The 16,120-nt window shown below is 39.7% G+C and carries 30 protein-coding genes; 27 read left to right on the top strand and 3 right to left on the bottom strand.

The genetic code is table 11. From position 1 onward, the window contains the following. Window positions 1–48: 48 nt before the first annotated feature. Entirely contained in the window at window positions 49–174 is a 126-nt protein-coding gene (locus B9A91_RS24450) for a hypothetical protein (protein WP_262497580.1), read from the top strand. Between the two features lies 1 nt (window position 175). On the opposite strand, the gene B9A91_RS02940 is transcribed toward B9A91_RS24450, so the two are convergent. After that, on the bottom strand, window positions 176–388 hold the full coding sequence (locus tag B9A91_RS02940; protein ID WP_084236925.1) for a hypothetical protein: 213 nt from the start codon (window positions 386–388) through the stop codon (window positions 176–178). Between the two features lie 144 nt (window positions 389–532). On the opposite strand from B9A91_RS02940, the gene B9A91_RS02935 reads away from it, so the two are divergent. The 25 genes from B9A91_RS02935 to B9A91_RS02820 all read left to right on the top strand — a co-directional run bounded on the left by B9A91_RS02935 (window position 533) and on the right by B9A91_RS02820 (window position 13,240). Continuing rightward, complete coding sequence (locus tag B9A91_RS02935) at window positions 533–766, top strand: hypothetical protein (protein WP_084236924.1); 234 nt, start codon at window positions 533–535, stop codon at window positions 764–766. Beyond that, the gene (locus B9A91_RS02930; RefSeq protein WP_084236923.1) at window positions 766–972 is read left to right on the top strand and encodes a hypothetical protein; all 207 of its coding nucleotides are present in this window, start codon (window positions 766–768) and stop codon (window positions 970–972) included. Before B9A91_RS02935 ends, B9A91_RS02930 begins: the two co-directional genes overlap by 1 nt. Before the next feature lie 72 nt (window positions 973–1,044). Further along, on the top strand, window positions 1,045–1,179 hold the full coding sequence (locus tag B9A91_RS24445) for a hypothetical protein (RefSeq protein ID WP_262497579.1): 135 nt from the start codon (window positions 1,045–1,047) through the stop codon (window positions 1,177–1,179). A 254-nt stretch (window positions 1,180–1,433) separates the two neighbouring features. Beyond that, complete coding sequence (locus tag B9A91_RS02925) at window positions 1,434–1,739, top strand: hypothetical protein (protein ID WP_144008840.1); 306 nt, start codon at window positions 1,434–1,436, stop codon at window positions 1,737–1,739. A 44-nt stretch (window positions 1,740–1,783) separates the two neighbouring features. Next, on the top strand, window positions 1,784–2,440 hold the full coding sequence (locus B9A91_RS02920; RefSeq protein ID WP_144008839.1) for a Dcm methylase: 657 nt from the start codon (window positions 1,784–1,786) through the stop codon (window positions 2,438–2,440). A 37-nt stretch (window positions 2,441–2,477) separates the two neighbouring features. Continuing rightward, a complete protein-coding gene (locus B9A91_RS02915) occupies window positions 2,478–2,912 on the top strand; it encodes a hypothetical protein (protein ID WP_084236920.1) in 435 nt (144 codons plus the stop codon). Then, window positions 2,909–3,343 carry a hypothetical protein gene (locus B9A91_RS02910; protein ID WP_084236919.1) on the top strand — a complete coding sequence of 145 codons (435 nt, stop codon included), beginning with the start codon at window positions 2,909–2,911 and terminating at the stop codon, window positions 3,341–3,343. Before B9A91_RS02915 ends, B9A91_RS02910 begins: the two co-directional genes overlap by 4 nt. A gap of 3 nt (window positions 3,344–3,346) precedes the next feature. Further along, window positions 3,347–3,586 (top strand): hypothetical protein, encoded by a 240-nt coding sequence (locus tag B9A91_RS02905; RefSeq protein ID WP_084236918.1) that lies wholly within the window; start codon window positions 3,347–3,349, stop codon window positions 3,584–3,586. After that, window positions 3,583–4,077 (top strand): hypothetical protein, encoded by a 495-nt coding sequence (locus B9A91_RS02900; RefSeq protein ID WP_084236917.1) that lies wholly within the window; start codon window positions 3,583–3,585, stop codon window positions 4,075–4,077. Before B9A91_RS02905 ends, B9A91_RS02900 begins: the two co-directional genes overlap by 4 nt. A gap of 130 nt (window positions 4,078–4,207) precedes the next feature. Further along, window positions 4,208–4,360 (top strand): hypothetical protein, encoded by a 153-nt coding sequence (locus B9A91_RS24060; protein WP_159451626.1) that lies wholly within the window; start codon window positions 4,208–4,210, stop codon window positions 4,358–4,360. A gap of 198 nt (window positions 4,361–4,558) precedes the next feature. Next, the gene (locus tag B9A91_RS24560) at window positions 4,559–4,813 is read left to right on the top strand and encodes a helix-turn-helix domain-containing protein (RefSeq protein WP_084236915.1); all 255 of its coding nucleotides are present in this window, start codon (window positions 4,559–4,561) and stop codon (window positions 4,811–4,813) included. Beyond that, window positions 4,806–5,216, top strand: coding sequence for a hypothetical protein (locus B9A91_RS02885; RefSeq protein WP_084236914.1), 411 nt, complete (start codon window positions 4,806–4,808; stop codon window positions 5,214–5,216). Before B9A91_RS24560 ends, B9A91_RS02885 begins: the two co-directional genes overlap by 8 nt. Next, the gene (locus B9A91_RS02880; RefSeq protein ID WP_084236913.1) at window positions 5,216–5,479 is read left to right on the top strand and encodes a hypothetical protein; all 264 of its coding nucleotides are present in this window, start codon (window positions 5,216–5,218) and stop codon (window positions 5,477–5,479) included. Before B9A91_RS02885 ends, B9A91_RS02880 begins: the two co-directional genes overlap by 1 nt. Window positions 5,480–5,688: 209 nt before the next feature. Further along, the gene (locus B9A91_RS02875) at window positions 5,689–5,919 is read left to right on the top strand and encodes a hypothetical protein (RefSeq protein ID WP_084236912.1); all 231 of its coding nucleotides are present in this window, start codon (window positions 5,689–5,691) and stop codon (window positions 5,917–5,919) included. Between the two features lie 18 nt (window positions 5,920–5,937). Next, a complete protein-coding gene (locus tag B9A91_RS02870; protein ID WP_084236911.1) occupies window positions 5,938–6,363 on the top strand; it encodes a hypothetical protein in 426 nt (141 codons plus the stop codon). A 1-nt stretch (window position 6,364) separates the two neighbouring features. Beyond that, window positions 6,365–6,841, top strand: coding sequence for a hypothetical protein (locus B9A91_RS02865; RefSeq protein ID WP_084236910.1), 477 nt, complete (start codon window positions 6,365–6,367; stop codon window positions 6,839–6,841). Further along, window positions 6,838–7,059: a hypothetical protein gene (locus B9A91_RS02860; RefSeq protein ID WP_084236909.1), complete on the top strand. Its 222-nt coding sequence runs from the start codon at window positions 6,838–6,840 to the stop codon at window positions 7,057–7,059. The genes B9A91_RS02865 and B9A91_RS02860 overlap by 4 nt, the downstream gene beginning before the upstream one ends. A gap of 153 nt (window positions 7,060–7,212) precedes the next feature. Beyond that, the gene (locus B9A91_RS02855; protein ID WP_084236908.1) at window positions 7,213–7,596 is read left to right on the top strand and encodes a DUF7694 domain-containing protein; all 384 of its coding nucleotides are present in this window, start codon (window positions 7,213–7,215) and stop codon (window positions 7,594–7,596) included. A gap of 51 nt (window positions 7,597–7,647) precedes the next feature. Further along, window positions 7,648–8,019: a hypothetical protein gene (locus tag B9A91_RS02850; protein ID WP_084236907.1), complete on the top strand. Its 372-nt coding sequence runs from the start codon at window positions 7,648–7,650 to the stop codon at window positions 8,017–8,019. After that, window positions 8,016–8,567 (top strand): recombination protein NinG, encoded by a 552-nt coding sequence (locus tag B9A91_RS02845; RefSeq protein ID WP_084236906.1) that lies wholly within the window; start codon window positions 8,016–8,018, stop codon window positions 8,565–8,567. Before B9A91_RS02850 ends, B9A91_RS02845 begins: the two co-directional genes overlap by 4 nt. Window positions 8,568–8,780: 213 nt before the next feature. Then, entirely contained in the window at window positions 8,781–9,293 is a 513-nt protein-coding gene (locus B9A91_RS02840; RefSeq protein WP_084236905.1) for a terminase, read from the top strand. Then, the gene (locus tag B9A91_RS02835) at window positions 9,259–10,572 is read left to right on the top strand and encodes a phage terminase large subunit (protein WP_084236904.1); all 1,314 of its coding nucleotides are present in this window, start codon (window positions 9,259–9,261) and stop codon (window positions 10,570–10,572) included. The genes B9A91_RS02840 and B9A91_RS02835 overlap by 35 nt, the downstream gene beginning before the upstream one ends. 46 nt (window positions 10,573–10,618) lie before the next feature. After that, complete coding sequence (locus tag B9A91_RS02830; protein WP_084236903.1) at window positions 10,619–12,028, top strand: phage portal protein; 1,410 nt, start codon at window positions 10,619–10,621, stop codon at window positions 12,026–12,028. Then, window positions 12,028–12,837, top strand: a complete 810-nt coding sequence (locus tag B9A91_RS02825; protein WP_084236902.1) for a structural protein — start codon at window positions 12,028–12,030, stop codon at window positions 12,835–12,837. Before B9A91_RS02830 ends, B9A91_RS02825 begins: the two co-directional genes overlap by 1 nt. A 16-nt stretch (window positions 12,838–12,853) precedes the next feature. Further along, the gene (locus B9A91_RS02820) at window positions 12,854–13,240 is read left to right on the top strand and encodes a hypothetical protein (RefSeq protein WP_084236901.1); all 387 of its coding nucleotides are present in this window, start codon (window positions 12,854–12,856) and stop codon (window positions 13,238–13,240) included. Here the strand turns inward: B9A91_RS02820 and B9A91_RS02815 are convergent. Both B9A91_RS02815 and B9A91_RS02810 read right to left on the bottom strand, forming a co-directional pair. After that, a complete protein-coding gene (locus B9A91_RS02815) occupies window positions 13,233–13,787 on the bottom strand; it encodes a glycosyltransferase family 2 protein (RefSeq protein ID WP_084236900.1) in 555 nt (184 codons plus the stop codon). The genes B9A91_RS02820 and B9A91_RS02815 overlap by 8 nt on opposite strands. Continuing rightward, window positions 13,787–15,139: a glycosyltransferase family 2 protein gene (locus tag B9A91_RS02810; protein ID WP_084236899.1), complete on the bottom strand. Its 1,353-nt coding sequence runs from the start codon at window positions 15,137–15,139 to the stop codon at window positions 13,787–13,789. The genes B9A91_RS02815 and B9A91_RS02810 overlap by 1 nt, the downstream gene beginning before the upstream one ends. Window positions 15,140–15,222: 83 nt before the next feature. Between B9A91_RS02810 and B9A91_RS02805 the strand changes: the two genes are divergently transcribed. Next, complete coding sequence (locus B9A91_RS02805) at window positions 15,223–16,116, top strand: HK97 family phage prohead protease (RefSeq protein WP_084236898.1); 894 nt, start codon at window positions 15,223–15,225, stop codon at window positions 16,114–16,116. Window positions 16,117–16,120: the final 4 nt, after the last annotated feature.

Here is a 16,120-nt window from a genome sequence, read left to right as displayed (position 1 = left end):
CACTCAAGCGGAGGACTTACAACCGAGCTTTATACAAAGCAAGAGGCTATGCAGATAATATCTCAGCAAGGCGGAGAAATAGTGTCTGTTGAGAAAGGATGGGGTGGCTGCATGCCGACTGTGATTGTGGTTGTTGTGGCGCTGGCTTTAATTACCTGGTGGTTATGCAGCTGAATTATTCGCTAACCTTAAGTTTTGAGATGTTGGCACCTAACTCCTGTAAAACCTTTAAAGCGAGTTCTTCATCATCTCGCGTAATACGCTGCTTGTTAAGGCCAGTCAATTTGTTTGCAAGCTTGGTAGTTGCATGGTCTACGCCATACATAAGCCTGGCAAGTACTGCTTGCTTGATAATCGGGTTGTCTGTAAGGAACTGTTTCAAATCCATTCCACAAACCTATGAAATAAATGTAGAATAAACAAACTACAAAATGTAGAATAAATATAATACAAAATATTTGGAAATGTAGAATGTTTATTCTACATTTGAACTATCAAAAGCAATGAAGCTTTTGATTAAAGGAAAAAGAAGATGAATACTCAATATTTTTTAACAGAAGCAGAAAACGCAAGAATTGAATATGTTATCGCGTTAGACTCGGCCAAATTGTACGCTGGATCTAAATCACTAAAATCTTTAAAAAAAGATGCTGAGTTCATCAGATTAACCAACAAAGTTGCTTCTGCTAAAAAATTATGGTATGACTTTAATACTGCTGCGTTAATTCAAGCTAAACAAGAGCAAATACAATCAATATTAAACTAATGAAGATTGAAGTCGGCAAGAGCTATGTTACAAAGAACGGCTGCATAGTTCACATAAAATACAATTCAAATGAAATGGGATTTAAATATAATGTCCGTCCATATGGCGGAATAATAGAAGGAAGGGGCTCAGATTTCTTTACTGAAACTGGAATTTACAGTCTTGATAATCCGAACTCAGGATTCGATATAGAAAAAGAATTATAATAAAACCCGCCCCGCCCTGAAACAAAGGCGGGGATTTGAGGTGCCAGGGTATGGCAATTAAAACTTATCAAAATGTACAGAGCAAAATTTATCAGAACACACCACAACATAGACGAGTGGTTAGTATGGGGTAACGGTGAGCGGTTCTATACTGAATTTATGGCTGGAATAAGCCAACAAGAGGTGGAGGATTTTTATAACAATTAAAACCTAAAGGATATGAACGCAACCAGATTCAACAGATTAAAAACAGCTCTATTGGTTACAAAAACCGATTGGAAAATTTATGATAGATGTACAGTTATATGCAGGATAGCATCGGGTGAAAAGGCATATAAAGGAGCGTACAGCAATATCATTTAATAACATTCCCCCATCCCCCTTCATCCCCAGTAGTGGCGAGCGAAAAGGAAGCCTGTACAGCGATGTACGGGCTTGGGGTGGTAAAAGACGATACGATTATGAAATTAACAGATGAATTATGGAAGCAATTTGGCTTCAAAAAAGAACCATCGGTAGGCGGACAGCCAAGATGGTATTACAGTGGTTATTATTTCAACAATGAATCCGCTCTTCCGACTCCAGGTTCTGTAACAGCAGGAAAATTGAGTTTTCCAATCACGCTGGATCCAAAGAATTTAAAAAACGAACCCTCTACTGTTAAAGAGCTTTTTGACTATTTAGCGAACGCTATTTATATAGAAGGAGTAAAGAATGGTAAAAATGCGGTTAAAAGTGAGTTAAAGAGAATTTTAGATATTGACTAGAAATGAAAGACATAGCGCTATTCCTTTACAGCAAATCAGAGATAATGGCTAAGCCGTGGGCAGACTCCGGTATTGAGTGTCATTTATTTGATATGGGGATGCCAGACAGCCGTAATGGAAATATCATCAAATGGGGGGGGGATTTACGGATGAGGCGTAAACAATTAGGTGAGCTTTGCAGGAACAACAATGTGTTGGTGATAGCTTGTTTTTCGCCTTGTACTGATTTGGCTGTTGCCGGTGCCCGTCACTTTGAAAAGAAAGCCCTTAATGATTCAATGTTCTGGGCAGTTGCTATGGGCCTGTACTGGCATGGGGTTTTCCTTGCAGACTTCTTTAACATACCTTACTTCTGTGAGAACCCAAAAACAATGATCACTACACTGGATGACCGCAAACCAGACTTCAAGTTTCATCCCTGCGATTTTGGCGGCTATCTGCCGGAAGGGCATCAACACTGCTTGTTTCCGGAAATATATCCGGGCCGTGATGCTTACAATAAGGAAACTTGGATATGGTGCGGTAATGGGTTCGTTCCGCCTGTTAAGATACCCGTGTCTCCAGTAAGTAATGATTATCCGGGCTGGGCCAAATTAGGCGGTAAGTCTGAAAGGACCAAAGAGATCAGATCTGTTACGCCGGAAGGTTTCGCAAAAGCAGTGTTTGTTGCTAATTATAAATCAAACTTAAAAATAGCATAGACCCCATAACCGAACAAACTTAACCCCAAACAGGAATATGAAACTAGAACTAAAACACATCGCGCCTTATTTGCCTTATGGGCTGACTGTCTACGTAGATATACAGCAATACACAGGCACTGCAAAGGTAATTACTATGTCTTGCGAAGAAAAGGGTGTAAAGGTTAGGGCTGAAAACGGCCATATATTTAGCGTAAAAAGTGATAAACTTAAGCCAATCCTTTACCCAATGGATATTTTGTCGCCAACTGATATCTATGGCATCAAGAGTACATATCCGAATACACCAAACTTCGATTATCTCATTTCTGATGATAAGGTTAAGAGGTATCATTTTAAAAATGGGTTAGCCAACAGCTTCATTGAACATTGTGTAATAGTTGAGTTACTGCAAATGCACTTCGACGTTTTTGGCCTTATCGAACAGGGCCTTGCAATAAACATTAATTCACTGAACCAGGAGAAACCATGAAAAAATACGTCAAACAATGGGTAAAAGAAGAGAAGCAGATAATTAAGCTTCTATTCCAAAAAGGTTTTATGGATCGGAATTTCCCGGCTATAACCGAGTTGTATTGGGGGTATTATCGTCATGGCAAGAGGCAACGCAAAAGGTATCCTAAAAAATACAAGTTCCACGACTACTTACCGGAAGTACATCACTGGTCCCGCGACTACTGGGGCGAGTGTGACGAACACGCTGTCGTTCCGGAGATGATTGAGGGCTTGCACTGGACTAACCTGGTGGTAGGCAGTGAAGATTATGCCAAGAATGGCGGATGGGGAGAATCACTGTTTGTATACAAGGGCCGAAAATGGTTCATAAAGTACCTTAAATCTTTACCTACAGTAAATAGATCATCAAAAATTAATAGAGTGCTTATTAGAAACAGAGATTATTAAACCATGAAACAGAGATTTTATAAAGCTGCAAAAGAAATTGGAGCCGATATTATCAGTTATAAAACTTATCGCTCAGATATGGGATGTCAAGTCTATGATATTGTAACCAAAGATATGGACGGAGGTGTTCATGATTTTGCCGATAGCCTGTGGGTGGGTGGTCCAGAAAAGGATAAAGCCGATTTGATTGAGGCATTCAAGAAAGAAGTTAAGTTCAAAACATATAAAAGAGCTAAACCATGAAAGAAATAAAACAGGAGCAGGTATCCGAATTTACTTCTAAAGCAGTAAAACAGAGGTACGGAAAAGATTTAGAGGATCTACCAGCATTCTCTTCAGAACTTGAAAGCGCAGCTGGATTTGCTGATGGCTATAAGTCAGGCTTTAATGAGGCCATCAAGCAGCTTACCCCGCAGTTGGTGCCGGTAACACCAGGTACCCTTCCTAAAACCGGACAGCACGTTTTTGCCTTGCATAGGGCAATTAATGGAAATTTTATAAAGTGTGTTGCTGTTTATACTTCCGGTTGGGATTTAGAGGTAGATGCTGACGGCGATGAAGATCATCTTAACCACAAGCCTGATAGAAGTTATATGCCTGAAGGATGGTATGAATGCTGTGAGCAAATAGGTGGTGGTTATGACGAGGCATATCTTCCAAGAAATATCGTTTATTACCTGCCGGAATGTGCATTACCAGAAGCCCCAAAGGAAAGCGAGGTGCAAGGTGAATAAAACATTCAGAGAGCATAGCAAGACGCAATATGCTCCATCAAATAACCAAAGTTCGAACGAATCCATTAACACCGGATCGCTTCAACGAATTGCAGATGCTTGCGAACTAATGGCAAAAGACCGTCTGCAAATGGAAAGGGATTTAGCATGGTATAAATCCACCTGCGGAACGAGAGCCACACGAATAGCCAAACTTGAAAAGCAGCTTTCTTCTGCGCGCGGTGTGGCTACCAGGTACAAAAATCAGTTGAATGCTTTGAAAAAAGAAGGAGGTCAGTCATGAGTAGTTGGAATAAACCTACCCCAGAAGGAATAATTGAAGTGCCTGACGAATTGGATCCGCTTATCAATAAAGTTGGTATGCAAATAGGGTTCCTAACGATATCTGGGAAAAGTACAAATCAAACTATATGCGATATAGTCTACATCTGTCAGAGGTTTTTTAGAGAAAACCCAGAACTATTGCAGGAAGGAGTGAGCAATGGATAAGAAGTACACCACAATACCGATAAACTTAGATTTTGTTTTCGAGTTGTCGGATATGAACTTCAAGCAACTCAGACTTATGAAAGGTAAGACACTGCGGCAAGTATCCGCGGACACCGGTATAAGCAACCCGTATTTATCGCAAATTGAAACAGGCAAGATAGTCAACCTATCTTTCAAAACCGTGAGCAAATTACTGACTTACTACGGTTTTACCATTACCATAACAAAGGAGGCCACCAATGACTAACATCCACCAATTTGATACACCTGTTGCCTATCTGGCAGCGATAAGGGTGCCAGAGGGTGCAGACAAGGTTTGCATAAGTCATAATGCCGCATGGTATAACCTTTCTTATCGACAGCCTGGCGCTAAACCTATGCCGTTTGGCTGGACTCACGAAAAACTACCAGATGGTGATTGGACACTCTTAGGCTTAAACACAGGCCTCACAGAGGAACAGTGTAGGCTGGTGGTTCCGAAAGACCGTAGAGGCTATAAGCATTACTGGCGTGACAATGGGTTTGTGCCACGTGGTTTTAACGCAAGGTATAAATCTGCCCTTGAATCCATGCAATCCCTTCTAAGGAGAGAGCAGCTGGAAAGAACTGGCACGTTCGCAATTGTTTACAGATTAAAGGAGGGGGAGTGATGGAGACAGACTACATGATAGGCTATAATGATGGGTATAATAATGCAATAATTGATTTGTCACCAAAATGGATAGATGTAAGTAAAAGAACGCCTGAGTATGGTAAAAATGTAATTGTTTGGTGTGGAATATATGGACGTTATATATCAAAATACGTAGACACCGAAAATGGAGGCCAATGGAAATTCTATGATGGGACTTTTGGAGGATTGCCCCCTTTAAAATGGGCTGAAATACTATTACCAGAAGCGCCAACAGAGTAAAAAGCAAAATAAACGCCCCGGATCGGCTGATCAAACGTCGTAGATACCCTTAACCATGAATAATACATAAGGCAATTGGTCGCAGTGTTGTAAAATCCGTGTGCTTCCAGCCAATGTACGAGTTACACAAGGCACATCAGGCTACACAAATAGGGTCTATCGGATACCGGCCGGGGTTATTTAACCACACCAATTAAACAATAAACAAGATGAAAGCAGAAGAAGCAAGAAAATTGTCCCAAGAAAGCGAGGGGGCATTTAAAATGGCAATCACTGGAGCTATTAAAAAGATAAAAGAACAATGTTTAGAAGGCGAATTCTACGCATGGGTGGATTTGCCTGTTTCAGGAATACATGAAGAAAGGTTTAAGCGGGAATTGTGCCTATTAGGATATACCTGCGGTGATAGGCAAGCTGGTAGCATTAAAATAGGCTGGTAAGTTAGGAGATATTATAGTATGAAAACAAACGACCAAGCCAAGCAGGAGGCTATAAAAGCTGCTTACGGCAAATACTATGATGAGTTAAAACCTTATATAGGCCCAGATGGGTGGATAAATGGTGGTGATAAATTATATTCAGATTATTGTAGAAAATTTGAAGATATAGATTTTTCTAATCCTTTTGGAAATCAATCTTGGAGGCCCATTGAATTAACTAATCTGGAATCGAACAACGGCTGGACAAGGATAGAACCGGACGGAAGTAATTTGCCTGCCTGCGGACGGTTTAAAGTGTGTAATATCGATAAATTGGATTTATCAGAAGAGTCAAAATTAATATTGGCTCAAACATTTTCTGCTGACGCGGTATGCGAATATTTTAAGTATAAGGTGATTACCCACTACAAACCCATAGTTGAAGAACCTAAACCAATTTATTAAGATGAAAGATCAACCATTTAAACAACTAACAGCATACACTAACAATACTCCAGTAGTTGCATCCGGTAATTCGCAGATGCCACACACACCCACCGGAGAGGTGATGACGGTAAACGATGCTAAGGAAACAATTGCAAGACAATATAATTATAATAGCTGGTCGGAATTTTATCATCAGATGATAGGTGGCAATGTACGGGTAGCTTTTATATCGAAAATGTATGATGAATCTCATTACCTACATACTCAGCAATTCAAAGCCAGGGCAGAAGCGGCTGATCAGCGGGTGAAGGAGTTGGAGCAACAAGAAATAGACCTAAAAATCGCCGGGCAGAAGTTACATGGCTGTTTGCAGAATATAAATAGCCATGTTGAATTACCAGATTATTATAATGATTGGATAAGAAATGTTCTGAACGAAACAGACGAAATTCTTAGCGATGATGAGGGGGGGAACACAGAAAGGACCAAGCCATGAAACACCAAAAACTATTCAACTACATGCTCGAGGAACATGGAGTGATGCTCATGGAAAATGAACTTCAGGAGATTGTGAGGATTTGTAGGTCAGAAAGCAAGATTAATCTCCGTGCAGAATTCAAAGAATACATCGAGAAGCAAACATGCCTTACTGAAAAAGACAAGAATATTTTTAAGGGAGCAGTTTATGATTGGCTCTGGGAGGCACAGCCATGAAACCCCACCAGATCATACACCTGGCAGTAGGTATCCTTCGCATGCGTGACTGCATCCAGTTCCCGGCCGGCAAGGCTGGCAGTTTTTATTCGGAGAGTTTTAAAAGCTTGTTTAATTCATAAATAATCCGTATTTTATATAATAATTTAAGACATGAATAAAGTTGATAAATTGAGACAGAAAGAGGCAAACAAGCTGTTCAAGTTTAACGTTACGCCTTTTGTTGAAATTGATTTAAGCAATAAAGAACATCCCTCATGGATGACAAGATGTTTCCGGAATAATCGTTTTACTGTAATGATTAACGATGCTTGCAAAATGACTGGCGGACACATTGCAATAAGGGCGATGGTCCAAAAGCATGACGCATTACCTATACATAATCATTGGTCTGAAATGCAGAATATAAAGAATAAGATATTCGGAGAGGAAACAATGGCAATTGAATATTATCCTTCTCAATCAGAATTAACCGATCAGGCTAACGTTTACTGGATGTTCATCTTTAAACAGGGTGTAATTCCCACAATAATTTAACTGAAATGCACATTTGCCACGGGGCAGATAAAAAATAAATTAACTTTAAATATGAAAGCAACAGATTTAAGATCGGGTAACCTGATTAAGTTCAAAGGAGTAGATGAAATACAGGTAGTTTCATGCCTGAATTATCGGACTGATGAGATAGGTACATTTGACAGGCCTCTGGGAAAATCATCCCTGTACGAGTCAATCCCCATGACCGAAGAATGGCTGCTAAAGCTTGGGTTTGAGGCTAAACAGGAAAACGGCTTTGATTTCGTGCTAAACATCAGCGCAGCCAAGCTGTACGCCAGGGCAAATTCTGGGGCGTGGTTCTTCCAGTTCAATGAAACGTATCTGGGCCAGCTGTTTACTGGTGTACACCATATCCAGAACTTTTGTGCATCGCTTGGCAAAGAGCTGGAGGTTAAGCTATGAAACCAGTCGTATGTAAACATTGCCAGGCTGTAGATAAGCACCATTCAATCGCCTGCTACTACCAGCTAAAGAAACCGATCAAGAAGTCAGCTGCCAGGCCAGTGAAGATCAAAGCAATCAAAATAAAGCCCGCTAAGCCACGATCGGTAAGTTTGATGGATAGACCTTTACCCTGGTTGCTTAACAGCGCTCAAGAGTGGTTTAACAAGTACATCCGGCTAAGAGATAGTAAGAACGGAATGTTTAAATGCATATCATGTGGAGCTTTTAAATCAAACGATCAGCTTAACGCTGGTCACTTCTATTCGGTTGGAGGACATTCATACCTCAGGTTCAATGAAAAGAACGTCCACGGGCAATGTATCAAATGCAATTGCCATGAGCATGCTAACCTCTTAAACTACCGTAAGAACCTTATCAAAAAGATAGGACAGGAAGAAGTAGATAAACTCGAAGCTTGGTGTAAGTTCAGCCACAAATGGGATAAGATACAGGTCATAGCTATAATTCAATTGTATAAGAATAAATGTAAAACTGATTTTTTGTAACCAATCGGTAACATATATGTTACTAATCCGTACATTTGAGTTAGCTAAATAAAACAAGGGATGATAAATGTTCAATTCAAAACAGAAGTAAACGGAGTTATAGAGTGTAACTGCCATCATGTTACTCCTGATGGTTATTATGTGATTATTCACTTTACAAAGAATGTTTCTTGGAGAGTGGAAGGGTATAAGGTTAAACAAATAGGGTAAACTATGGCAAAACAACCTAAGAAAAAGGCAGTCGCTCCCAAGGAGAATGGCGGTAAAAAAAATAAAGGAGGCAGACCATCACCTTATAAGCCAGAATATGCTGACCAGGTTTATAAGCTTTGTTTATTAGGGGCTATAGATAAAGAAATAGCTGATTTTTTTAATGTAACAGAATCTACTTTGAATTTATGGAAGCTAAAACATGACGAGTTTTCGGAGTCCATAAAAAGAGGCAAAACATTTGCGGATGCAACGGTTGCATCAAAACTGTATCATAGGGCAAGCGGATACGAACATGAAGATGTTGATATAAAGATGTTTGCTGGTGAAATTATAACCACTAAGTTAATTAAGCATTATCCTCCTGACACTACAGCCGGAATATTCTGGTTAAAAAATAGACAGCCTGGAAAGTGGAGAGAAAAGCAGGAGGTTGAACATTCAGGGGACTTAGGTATAGTTTGGAAAGAGGAAAAAACATATGAAGCTAACCCTGAAACAAACCAGGGCGATTGATTTCCTGGAAGATGATGTAACCAATGATTTATTGTTTGGTGGCGGAGCAGGCGGGGGCAAGTCTGCTTTTGGTTGTTACTGGCAGATAAAGAGGCGGCTTAAATATCCAGGCACCAGAGGTTTAATAGGTAGGGCTGTTTTAAAAACTCTTAAAGATACCACCTTAAATACATTCTTTCAGATAGCTTCCTTACAGGGCTTAAAATCAAATTACCATTACATCTATAACGCTCAGCGTGGAATAATAACTTTCCCCTCAACTGAAAGCGAAATAATATTAAAAGACCTTGCGACCTATCCCTCTGATCCAAACTTCGATGAACTTGGCTCCCTTGAGATCACAGATGCGTTTGTTGATGAGACAAACCAGATAAGCAAAAAGGCATGGGACATTACTAAATCAAGGATAAGGTATAAGCTTGATGATTATGGCTTGATCCCTAAAATGATGGGATCGTGCAATCCTGCGAAGAATTGGGTGTATGGTGATTTCTATAAGCCGTATAAAGACGGTTCGCTGCCCGGTAATCGACAATTCATACAAGCTTTATTAAGCGACAATCCGCACATATCAAAACACTATCGTGACAACCTGCTTCAGCTTGATAAAAACAGCTTAGAACGTTTGCTGCACGGCAACTGGGAGTATGACGATGATCCAGCTGCTTTGATGACGTTTAACAAAATAATGGATGTGTTTACTAATACATTTGTTTTACCAGGAGAAAAGTATATAACAGCGGATATCGCCAGGTTTGGTTCTGATAATACAGTCATTGGGGTATGGTCCGGATTGAGGTTGATCAGAATAGTTACTATTGCAAAAAATAAGGTAACCGAGGCAGCAGACAAGATTAAAGAACTTTGTAATACCTATTCCGTGCCAATTAGTAATGTGATTGTAGATGATGACGGAGTGGGTGGCGGTGTTGTGGATATACTTGGATGCGAAGGTTTTGTTAACAATAGCAGCCCGCTGCCCAATAAAGAAACAAAGGAGCCTGAGAACTATAATCACCTTAAATCGCAGTGTTATTTCAAAATGGCTGAGTTGGTAAACAAGAATGAATTGTTCATTGAAGATCATACTTTCCGTGACATAATCATTCAAGAACTTGAACAGGTGAAGCAGCATAATATGGATAAGGATGGCAAAAAGCAGATTATACCTAAGGATAAAGTAAAAGAACTGCTCGGCCGGTCACCAGATTATTCAGACATGATAATGATGCGCATGTGGTTTGAACTTATTACCAGGCACAACTTTTTTACTTTTTAGTGTAACATATATGTTACATTTGTGGTAAAAGCTTTACATTTATATCATGGCTAATCTTTTATACAACGTTAGGACGGCAATATCAAACTTTGTCGCGCCTAAAAAAGCATTGACAAATGCATTTAATGAGGCGTTCTTTTCGTTGCTTGGTGCTGGATGGACTAAATATGATGCAAAAGGCATAACCTACATTGATAAGGGATATAACGAAAACCCTGATGTATTTGCGATTGTTAGTCAGATAGCCAGAAAGTTCAGTTCTGTTCCTGGTGTTTTAAAAGAGGTTAAGGATAAAAAGGCATCTAGGCAATTAAAAAGTCTTTATAGAAAACCATTAACGCCACAGGAATCCATAAAAAAGATAAGACTTGAAACAAAGGCTTTTTCGGTTGATATGGAGGAAATCGAAGATCCACTTGAAAGACCAAATTACTACCAATCAGAAACAGAATTTAAGGCCCTATGGGAAACATTCATGTTAACTACTGGAAATGCTTACCAATGGATGCTTTGCCCGGAAGATGGGGTTAATGCCGGACGTCCGCTGTCCAGATTCTTGCTGCCTTCTCACTTGATGCGGATAGTGCTAAAAAAAGATGCTGATTTAGACTCTTTAGAGAGCCCTATTGATTATTACATGCTGGTTATAGGGAATTCATACATAGAGTTTAAAGCTACAGATGTTATTCATTCTAAATTCCCTAATCCGAATTACGATTTGTCTGGATCGCATTTGTATGGCTTATCGCCTTTACAGGCTGCAAATCGTGATGTGCAGTTGAGTAATCAAACGATAGATCATAACAATAGTACGATGAAAAACGGGGGTGTGTATGGGTTTATTCACGCTAAAGACGGACAAACTCCATTAACAGAGACACAGGCTACCGAATTAAAATCAAGGCTTATTCAGATGCAATCAGCTCAGGAAATTTTAGGCCGTATTGCCGGTGCGTCTGCTCCGCTTGGATTTACCCAAGTAAGTGTTGATACCGACAAAATGCAGCCACATACATATTCAGATGCAGCACAAAAGCATATTGCAAACTGTTTAGGCTGGTCAACATTATTGCTTAATACAGATGCTAAGTACGACAATCTGGAAGCCGCATGGCAAATGGCTATATCAAATCGAATATCTCCCGATCTCGCCATTTACGAAGATGGATTGAACACTTACTACTATCCGCGATTTAAAGAGCTTAGAAACGCTGAGATTCATTTTGATGTGTCCGAGTTGCCAGAAATGCAAGGGGACATGAAAGAGTTGTGTGAATGGATGGCTATTGCTTTAGATAATGGGGCTATAACACCTGACGAGTTCAGGATTGCATTAAAATACCCGGGCGTTGGGACACCAGAAATGCAAACCCATTTCCTTAAGACCGGATTAACACCTCTGGCAGATGCGATCATATCACCGGAGCCAGCTACACAAGCCTTTAACATTGACTAATGACTAACAATGAATACCGATCGCAATGGCTTAAATGGCAGGGATCATACGAGCGGTATGCTTATCGTGTATTCAAGCGATCATTGTCTCAATCTTATGCTGGGTTAAATGTTGACAATATCACCTACGACAACTTTAGAATACAGATACCATTAAACATTCAACAGAAGCCTATTTACGAGGCCTATTTGCTGATTTATAAAAGAGTTGGCCTTACTCATGGTCGTAGGGTAGGCAACGGGATTAATCGTGAAATAAAACGGTTCAGCTATGATTTATTTTCTACTAAATTTCTGGAAAATATCATAGAATGGGTTAGGGATAACTGCGCGGTCCAGATTGTTAGCACCACACAAACAATGGCCAAGCGAATACAGCGGCTTGTTGAAGTTGCTCTTGATGAAGGACTAAGTGTTCAGAAGATGCAGGCTTACCTGCGTAAAAAGTTGGATGATCCAAATTTTACCAAATACCAGGCCACTAGGATTGCCAGAACCGTAGTAGGTGGAGCGGCTAATCACGGTGCGGCTGTGTCTGCAGATGAGTCGGGTATAATGTTGGATAAGGTATGGATATCAAGAAAAGACAACAGGACCAGGAGAATACCAGAGGATCAGTTCGATCATGTTCAAATGGATGGCGTTTCGGTCGGCCAATACGAAAAGTTTGAGGTTCCTTCTAAACTTGGTATTGAATTACTTGATAACCCTTGCGACCCAAAAGGATCAGCAGGGGATGTAATCAATTGCAGATGCGCTGTAGCTTATAGGCCAAGGCGCGATGAGAATGGTTTTGTTATTACCAGGTAACTATTTATATTTGATTATGATAACGCCAGAAGAAAAAGATATACTGCTAATATCGCTAATAAACAGCGAACAGCCAGTAACTATAGATCGCGATTTTTTGAAAGACAAAACAACAAACGCTGAAATAATTATTAACCAGTTTGTCTCTCATGGGCTTGTTTCTGTACGACAGAAATTTGGCAATGGCATGAGAATAATCCAAGTGGAGGCTAACGCACACGACTTGTTAAACCGTGGAGGATATAAGTTCAAAGAGGAAATATTCATTAATAATTTGACCAAGCTAGATTTAGAAATAAAAAAATTAGAAAAAGACCTGCCCGCTGATAAGTTTGATATAATTACAAAAGCAATAGGGGCCTTAGCTTCTGGTGTGGGGATCTATACTGGACTTACTACTTAATTAAATGATTAATACTGATTTGTGGGTTGTTCTGACCCCATCTGTAAAGGTGAAAAATATAAAGTCCCTGAGCAATACCTATTTTACCGCCAAACTTTAATACTTTACTGCAAAACACACGGTCAAATATGATATCGTGCGCCGGGAAGCCGCCAACTTTTGCCCATACTGATTTATGAAACATCATACAAAGGCCTGCAACTAAATTTGTAGGCTTTACAGTAACATTGTGGTCATTCCATGCGGTATAAGCCATAAATATGTGCTTACTTATGTCTCCCTCTGTAAATTCTCCATACCATAGCTGTTCTTTTACGCCTACCCTGTTTGTCATACAGCCGATAAGGTCATAATCTGGGTTAGCCTCAATTATCTGCCTTATCTGCCGCCCCCAATCGGACGTTAGAAACATGGTGTCACCGTCTCTAAGCACGATCCAGCAGTCATCTGGAAGTTCGGAAATTACCTGGTTATATTCACCTCCTATGTTTGGATAACCATGTCTGTGGCTATCGGTTGAAAATGGTGTGATGTATCTGATCTCCATTACTTATGTTTAAAATATGAGTAATTGTTTCTTTCGTTGGCTTTAAACCTGGTATTAATCTTAGGCCCGTGTTTTATCTTTTCATATCCTATCCAACTATAACATATATGTTGTAGAGCCGCCATATCAGTCATCTGACATTTTCCTTCAGTTGCAGCGTACATTTGCATCATTTTATCGCAGAAGTCAAGTACCTCGTCTCTGAATCCGCCAACAATGCCCGCATTAAGCAATGGCGCATGATAGAATTGCCTGTATGTTTCATTGAAAATTGGATGAGTGTGATGTTTTTTTAGCCAAAGATTATTGACAGTATTTCCAATCTCATCGCCTACATATAAAAAACCCTTGTGCATTTCCATGAATGGATTTTTAAGCATTTCTACATCAGTAGCATCAACACAAAACACCTGTTCAATTTCTGGGTGTTCCAACAGATAATCATGTATAGCAAACCAGCGCTGGAAATATGGGTTGATCTGTGCTTTTGTTTTTACAAAGGATACAGTGTTTTTAAAGCAATCATTGAGCACAACTATTGGACACTTGTTTTTAACACACGATTTTATAAGCGGCTGCAAAACATCCAGGTCAGTTACATAGTGTGCATTTCTTTGCGGATCTACAACGCCGGTAAAATACGTGGATATAACTATTCTTTCAAGAGGCTTATATGGTATGAAATGAGACGCTCCTTTCTCTGATTTATACTTTCGTTCATTTGGAGCGATACACTTCGCTCTGTCAGGACCGGGCACACTTCGCTTGGATGTCTGGTCCCAATCGTATGAGTAAAACAAATCAAGGCTGTTTGCCACGTCCATGAACGGCGAAGGCGTTAACCCAGCATTGTGGATTCTCATTGAATAGCCTACATGTTCATAGCCCCATTTGCCATAGGCTGGGTCCATACCCCCAACTATTTCAATACATTTCTTTGTTAAGAATAACATCAAACCACATGGCTCATGCCAGTTTATAATATTGCCGGTTTGGCCAGTTTTTTTACGGCCATTTGAAGTGCCATTGCTGAACTTATCGAATGAGAAACACAGGTGGTTTAATCCAGTCTTTATGTACTCTAAATGCCAGTAGTCAACTCTTGGATAAACATCATCGTCAAACAGGAAGTAATAATCAGCATCGCCCATAAGTTCCAGGCATTTGTTTTTTGCAGTCGCTATTCCCTGTGCATTATCAAATCTAAAATCAGCTTCTTTTACTGGATTATCGGAACCGTCATCGACAACAATCAGTTTTGCGCCATTAGGTAAATGCTTTTTGATGTTTTTATAAGTATCGCTAAACACTTCATAGCGATTATGTGTTGTGATGGCTATAGAAATTTTCATACATTCAAAAGTAACATATATGTTACTATTTTTCTTGCTTTTATCGAATATTGTATATATTTGCTTGTAACATATATGTTACAATGAAAGAGTTTGATGTTGTTTATGAGTTTGATGACAGGTCAGAGCAATCTGTTTTATTGGCTGATGACGAAAATCACGCTAGGCAACTAGCAAGCGAAGCAATGGGTGAGAATGGCGCAAATGATTTCTTGTTAACTGTGGAACATGGTAACGCCAACTGGATAAAAAGCCATAACATGATCGGATTATTGGAAGAAAAAGACAATGTAGGGTCAGTCAAAGATGTTTCTTTAGCTGACATGACCATTACGGGATATCTGGCGCACTTTGGGTCTGTTGATTACGGTAATGATATAACCGAAAAAGGAGCATTTACCAAGACGCTTTTGGAGGGTAAAGGCAAGCACTTGTTCTTGAACTTCCACAATTTCGATCAGCCTCACAATAAGTTTAGTGTACTTCAGGAGGATGATTTCGGCCTCTATTTCGAGGTTAAGATGATCAAAGATGTTTCTTACTCTATGGATACGCTTAGGCTTTACGATGCCGGTGTATTAACTGATCAATCGTATGGTTTTCATGCGGTAAAGAAGGTATTTGAAAAGAAAGAGGGTGTGACTGTACGCCGACTTAAAGAGGTTGTGTTTGGTGAGGGGTCAAATGTTGCGGTAGGGATGAATAAGAATGCAAAATTCACCGGATTTAAAGGTATGACCATTGAAAAGTGTAAGGACCAGGTATCTAAAATAATGAAGTTCCTGAGAACTGGAAATGTAACAGACGAAACATTTTTACAATTAGAAATAGGCCTCAAGCAATTACAGGCTTATTCTTTTGAATTAGGCAAACAAGCACTCGAAACTAAATCAGAGCCGGACAAAACCACTCTAATCACGTCAGAGCCGCAAGCAATAGAGATAATTAAATCATTTAGAAACACATTAAAAAATTAACCAT

The organism is Pedobacter africanus (genome assembly GCF_900176535.1).
Taxonomy (GTDB): domain Bacteria; phylum Bacteroidota; class Bacteroidia; order Sphingobacteriales; family Sphingobacteriaceae; genus Pedobacter; species Pedobacter africanus.
This window is presented reverse-complemented; position numbering and strand designations above follow the sequence as displayed.

Excerpts from the sequence above, each read along its gene's own strand:
- B9A91_RS24560 (WP_084236915.1), top strand. The coding sequence starts at position 4,559 with ATGGATAAGAAGTACACCACAATACCGATAAACTTAGATTTTGTTTTC.
- B9A91_RS02840 (WP_084236905.1), top strand. The coding sequence starts at position 8,781 with ATGGCAAAACAACCTAAGAAAAAGGCAGTCGCTCCCAAGGAGAATGGC.
- B9A91_RS02910 (WP_084236919.1), top strand. The coding sequence starts at position 2,909 with ATGAAAAAATACGTCAAACAATGGGTAAAAGAAGAGAAGCAGATAATT.
- B9A91_RS02865 (WP_084236910.1), top strand. The coding sequence starts at position 6,365 with ATGAAAGATCAACCATTTAAACAACTAACAGCATACACTAACAATACT.
- B9A91_RS02825 (WP_084236902.1), top strand. The coding sequence starts at position 12,028 with ATGACTAACAATGAATACCGATCGCAATGGCTTAAATGGCAGGGATCA.
- B9A91_RS02905 (WP_084236918.1), top strand. The coding sequence starts at position 3,347 with ATGAAACAGAGATTTTATAAAGCTGCAAAAGAAATTGGAGCCGATATT.
- B9A91_RS02930 (WP_084236923.1), top strand. The coding sequence starts at position 766 with ATGAAGATTGAAGTCGGCAAGAGCTATGTTACAAAGAACGGCTGCATA.
- B9A91_RS02935 (WP_084236924.1), top strand. The coding sequence starts at position 533 with ATGAATACTCAATATTTTTTAACAGAAGCAGAAAACGCAAGAATTGAA.
- B9A91_RS02830 (WP_084236903.1), top strand. The coding sequence starts at position 10,619 with ATGGCTAATCTTTTATACAACGTTAGGACGGCAATATCAAACTTTGTC.
- B9A91_RS02820 (WP_084236901.1), top strand. The coding sequence starts at position 12,854 with ATGATAACGCCAGAAGAAAAAGATATACTGCTAATATCGCTAATAAAC.
- B9A91_RS02915 (WP_084236920.1), top strand. The coding sequence starts at position 2,478 with ATGAAACTAGAACTAAAACACATCGCGCCTTATTTGCCTTATGGGCTG.
- B9A91_RS02835 (WP_084236904.1), top strand. The coding sequence starts at position 9,259 with ATGAAGCTAACCCTGAAACAAACCAGGGCGATTGATTTCCTGGAAGAT.
- B9A91_RS02940 (WP_084236925.1), bottom strand. The coding sequence starts at position 388 with ATGGATTTGAAACAGTTCCTTACAGACAACCCGATTATCAAGCAAGCA.
- B9A91_RS24060 (WP_159451626.1), top strand. The coding sequence starts at position 4,208 with ATGGAAAGGGATTTAGCATGGTATAAATCCACCTGCGGAACGAGAGCC.
- B9A91_RS02925 (WP_144008840.1), top strand. The coding sequence starts at position 1,434 with ATGAAATTAACAGATGAATTATGGAAGCAATTTGGCTTCAAAAAAGAA.
- B9A91_RS02845 (WP_084236906.1), top strand. The coding sequence starts at position 8,016 with ATGAAACCAGTCGTATGTAAACATTGCCAGGCTGTAGATAAGCACCAT.
- B9A91_RS24445 (WP_262497579.1), top strand. The coding sequence starts at position 1,045 with ATGTACAGAGCAAAATTTATCAGAACACACCACAACATAGACGAGTGG.
- B9A91_RS02850 (WP_084236907.1), top strand. The coding sequence starts at position 7,648 with ATGAAAGCAACAGATTTAAGATCGGGTAACCTGATTAAGTTCAAAGGA.
- B9A91_RS02870 (WP_084236911.1), top strand. The coding sequence starts at position 5,938 with ATGAAAACAAACGACCAAGCCAAGCAGGAGGCTATAAAAGCTGCTTAC.
- B9A91_RS02810 (WP_084236899.1), bottom strand. The coding sequence starts at position 15,139 with ATGAAAATTTCTATAGCCATCACAACACATAATCGCTATGAAGTGTTT.
- B9A91_RS02805 (WP_084236898.1), top strand. The coding sequence starts at position 15,223 with ATGAAAGAGTTTGATGTTGTTTATGAGTTTGATGACAGGTCAGAGCAA.
- B9A91_RS02885 (WP_084236914.1), top strand. The coding sequence starts at position 4,806 with ATGACTAACATCCACCAATTTGATACACCTGTTGCCTATCTGGCAGCG.
- B9A91_RS02860 (WP_084236909.1), top strand. The coding sequence starts at position 6,838 with ATGAAACACCAAAAACTATTCAACTACATGCTCGAGGAACATGGAGTG.
- B9A91_RS02875 (WP_084236912.1), top strand. The coding sequence starts at position 5,689 with ATGAAAGCAGAAGAAGCAAGAAAATTGTCCCAAGAAAGCGAGGGGGCA.
- B9A91_RS02815 (WP_084236900.1), bottom strand. The coding sequence starts at position 13,787 with ATGGAGATCAGATACATCACACCATTTTCAACCGATAGCCACAGACAT.
- B9A91_RS02855 (WP_084236908.1), top strand. The coding sequence starts at position 7,213 with ATGAATAAAGTTGATAAATTGAGACAGAAAGAGGCAAACAAGCTGTTC.
- B9A91_RS02900 (WP_084236917.1), top strand. The coding sequence starts at position 3,583 with ATGAAAGAAATAAAACAGGAGCAGGTATCCGAATTTACTTCTAAAGCA.
- B9A91_RS02880 (WP_084236913.1), top strand. The coding sequence starts at position 5,216 with ATGGAGACAGACTACATGATAGGCTATAATGATGGGTATAATAATGCA.
- B9A91_RS24450 (WP_262497580.1), top strand. The coding sequence starts at position 49 with ATGCAGATAATATCTCAGCAAGGCGGAGAAATAGTGTCTGTTGAGAAA.
- B9A91_RS02920 (WP_144008839.1), top strand. The coding sequence starts at position 1,784 with ATGGCTAAGCCGTGGGCAGACTCCGGTATTGAGTGTCATTTATTTGAT.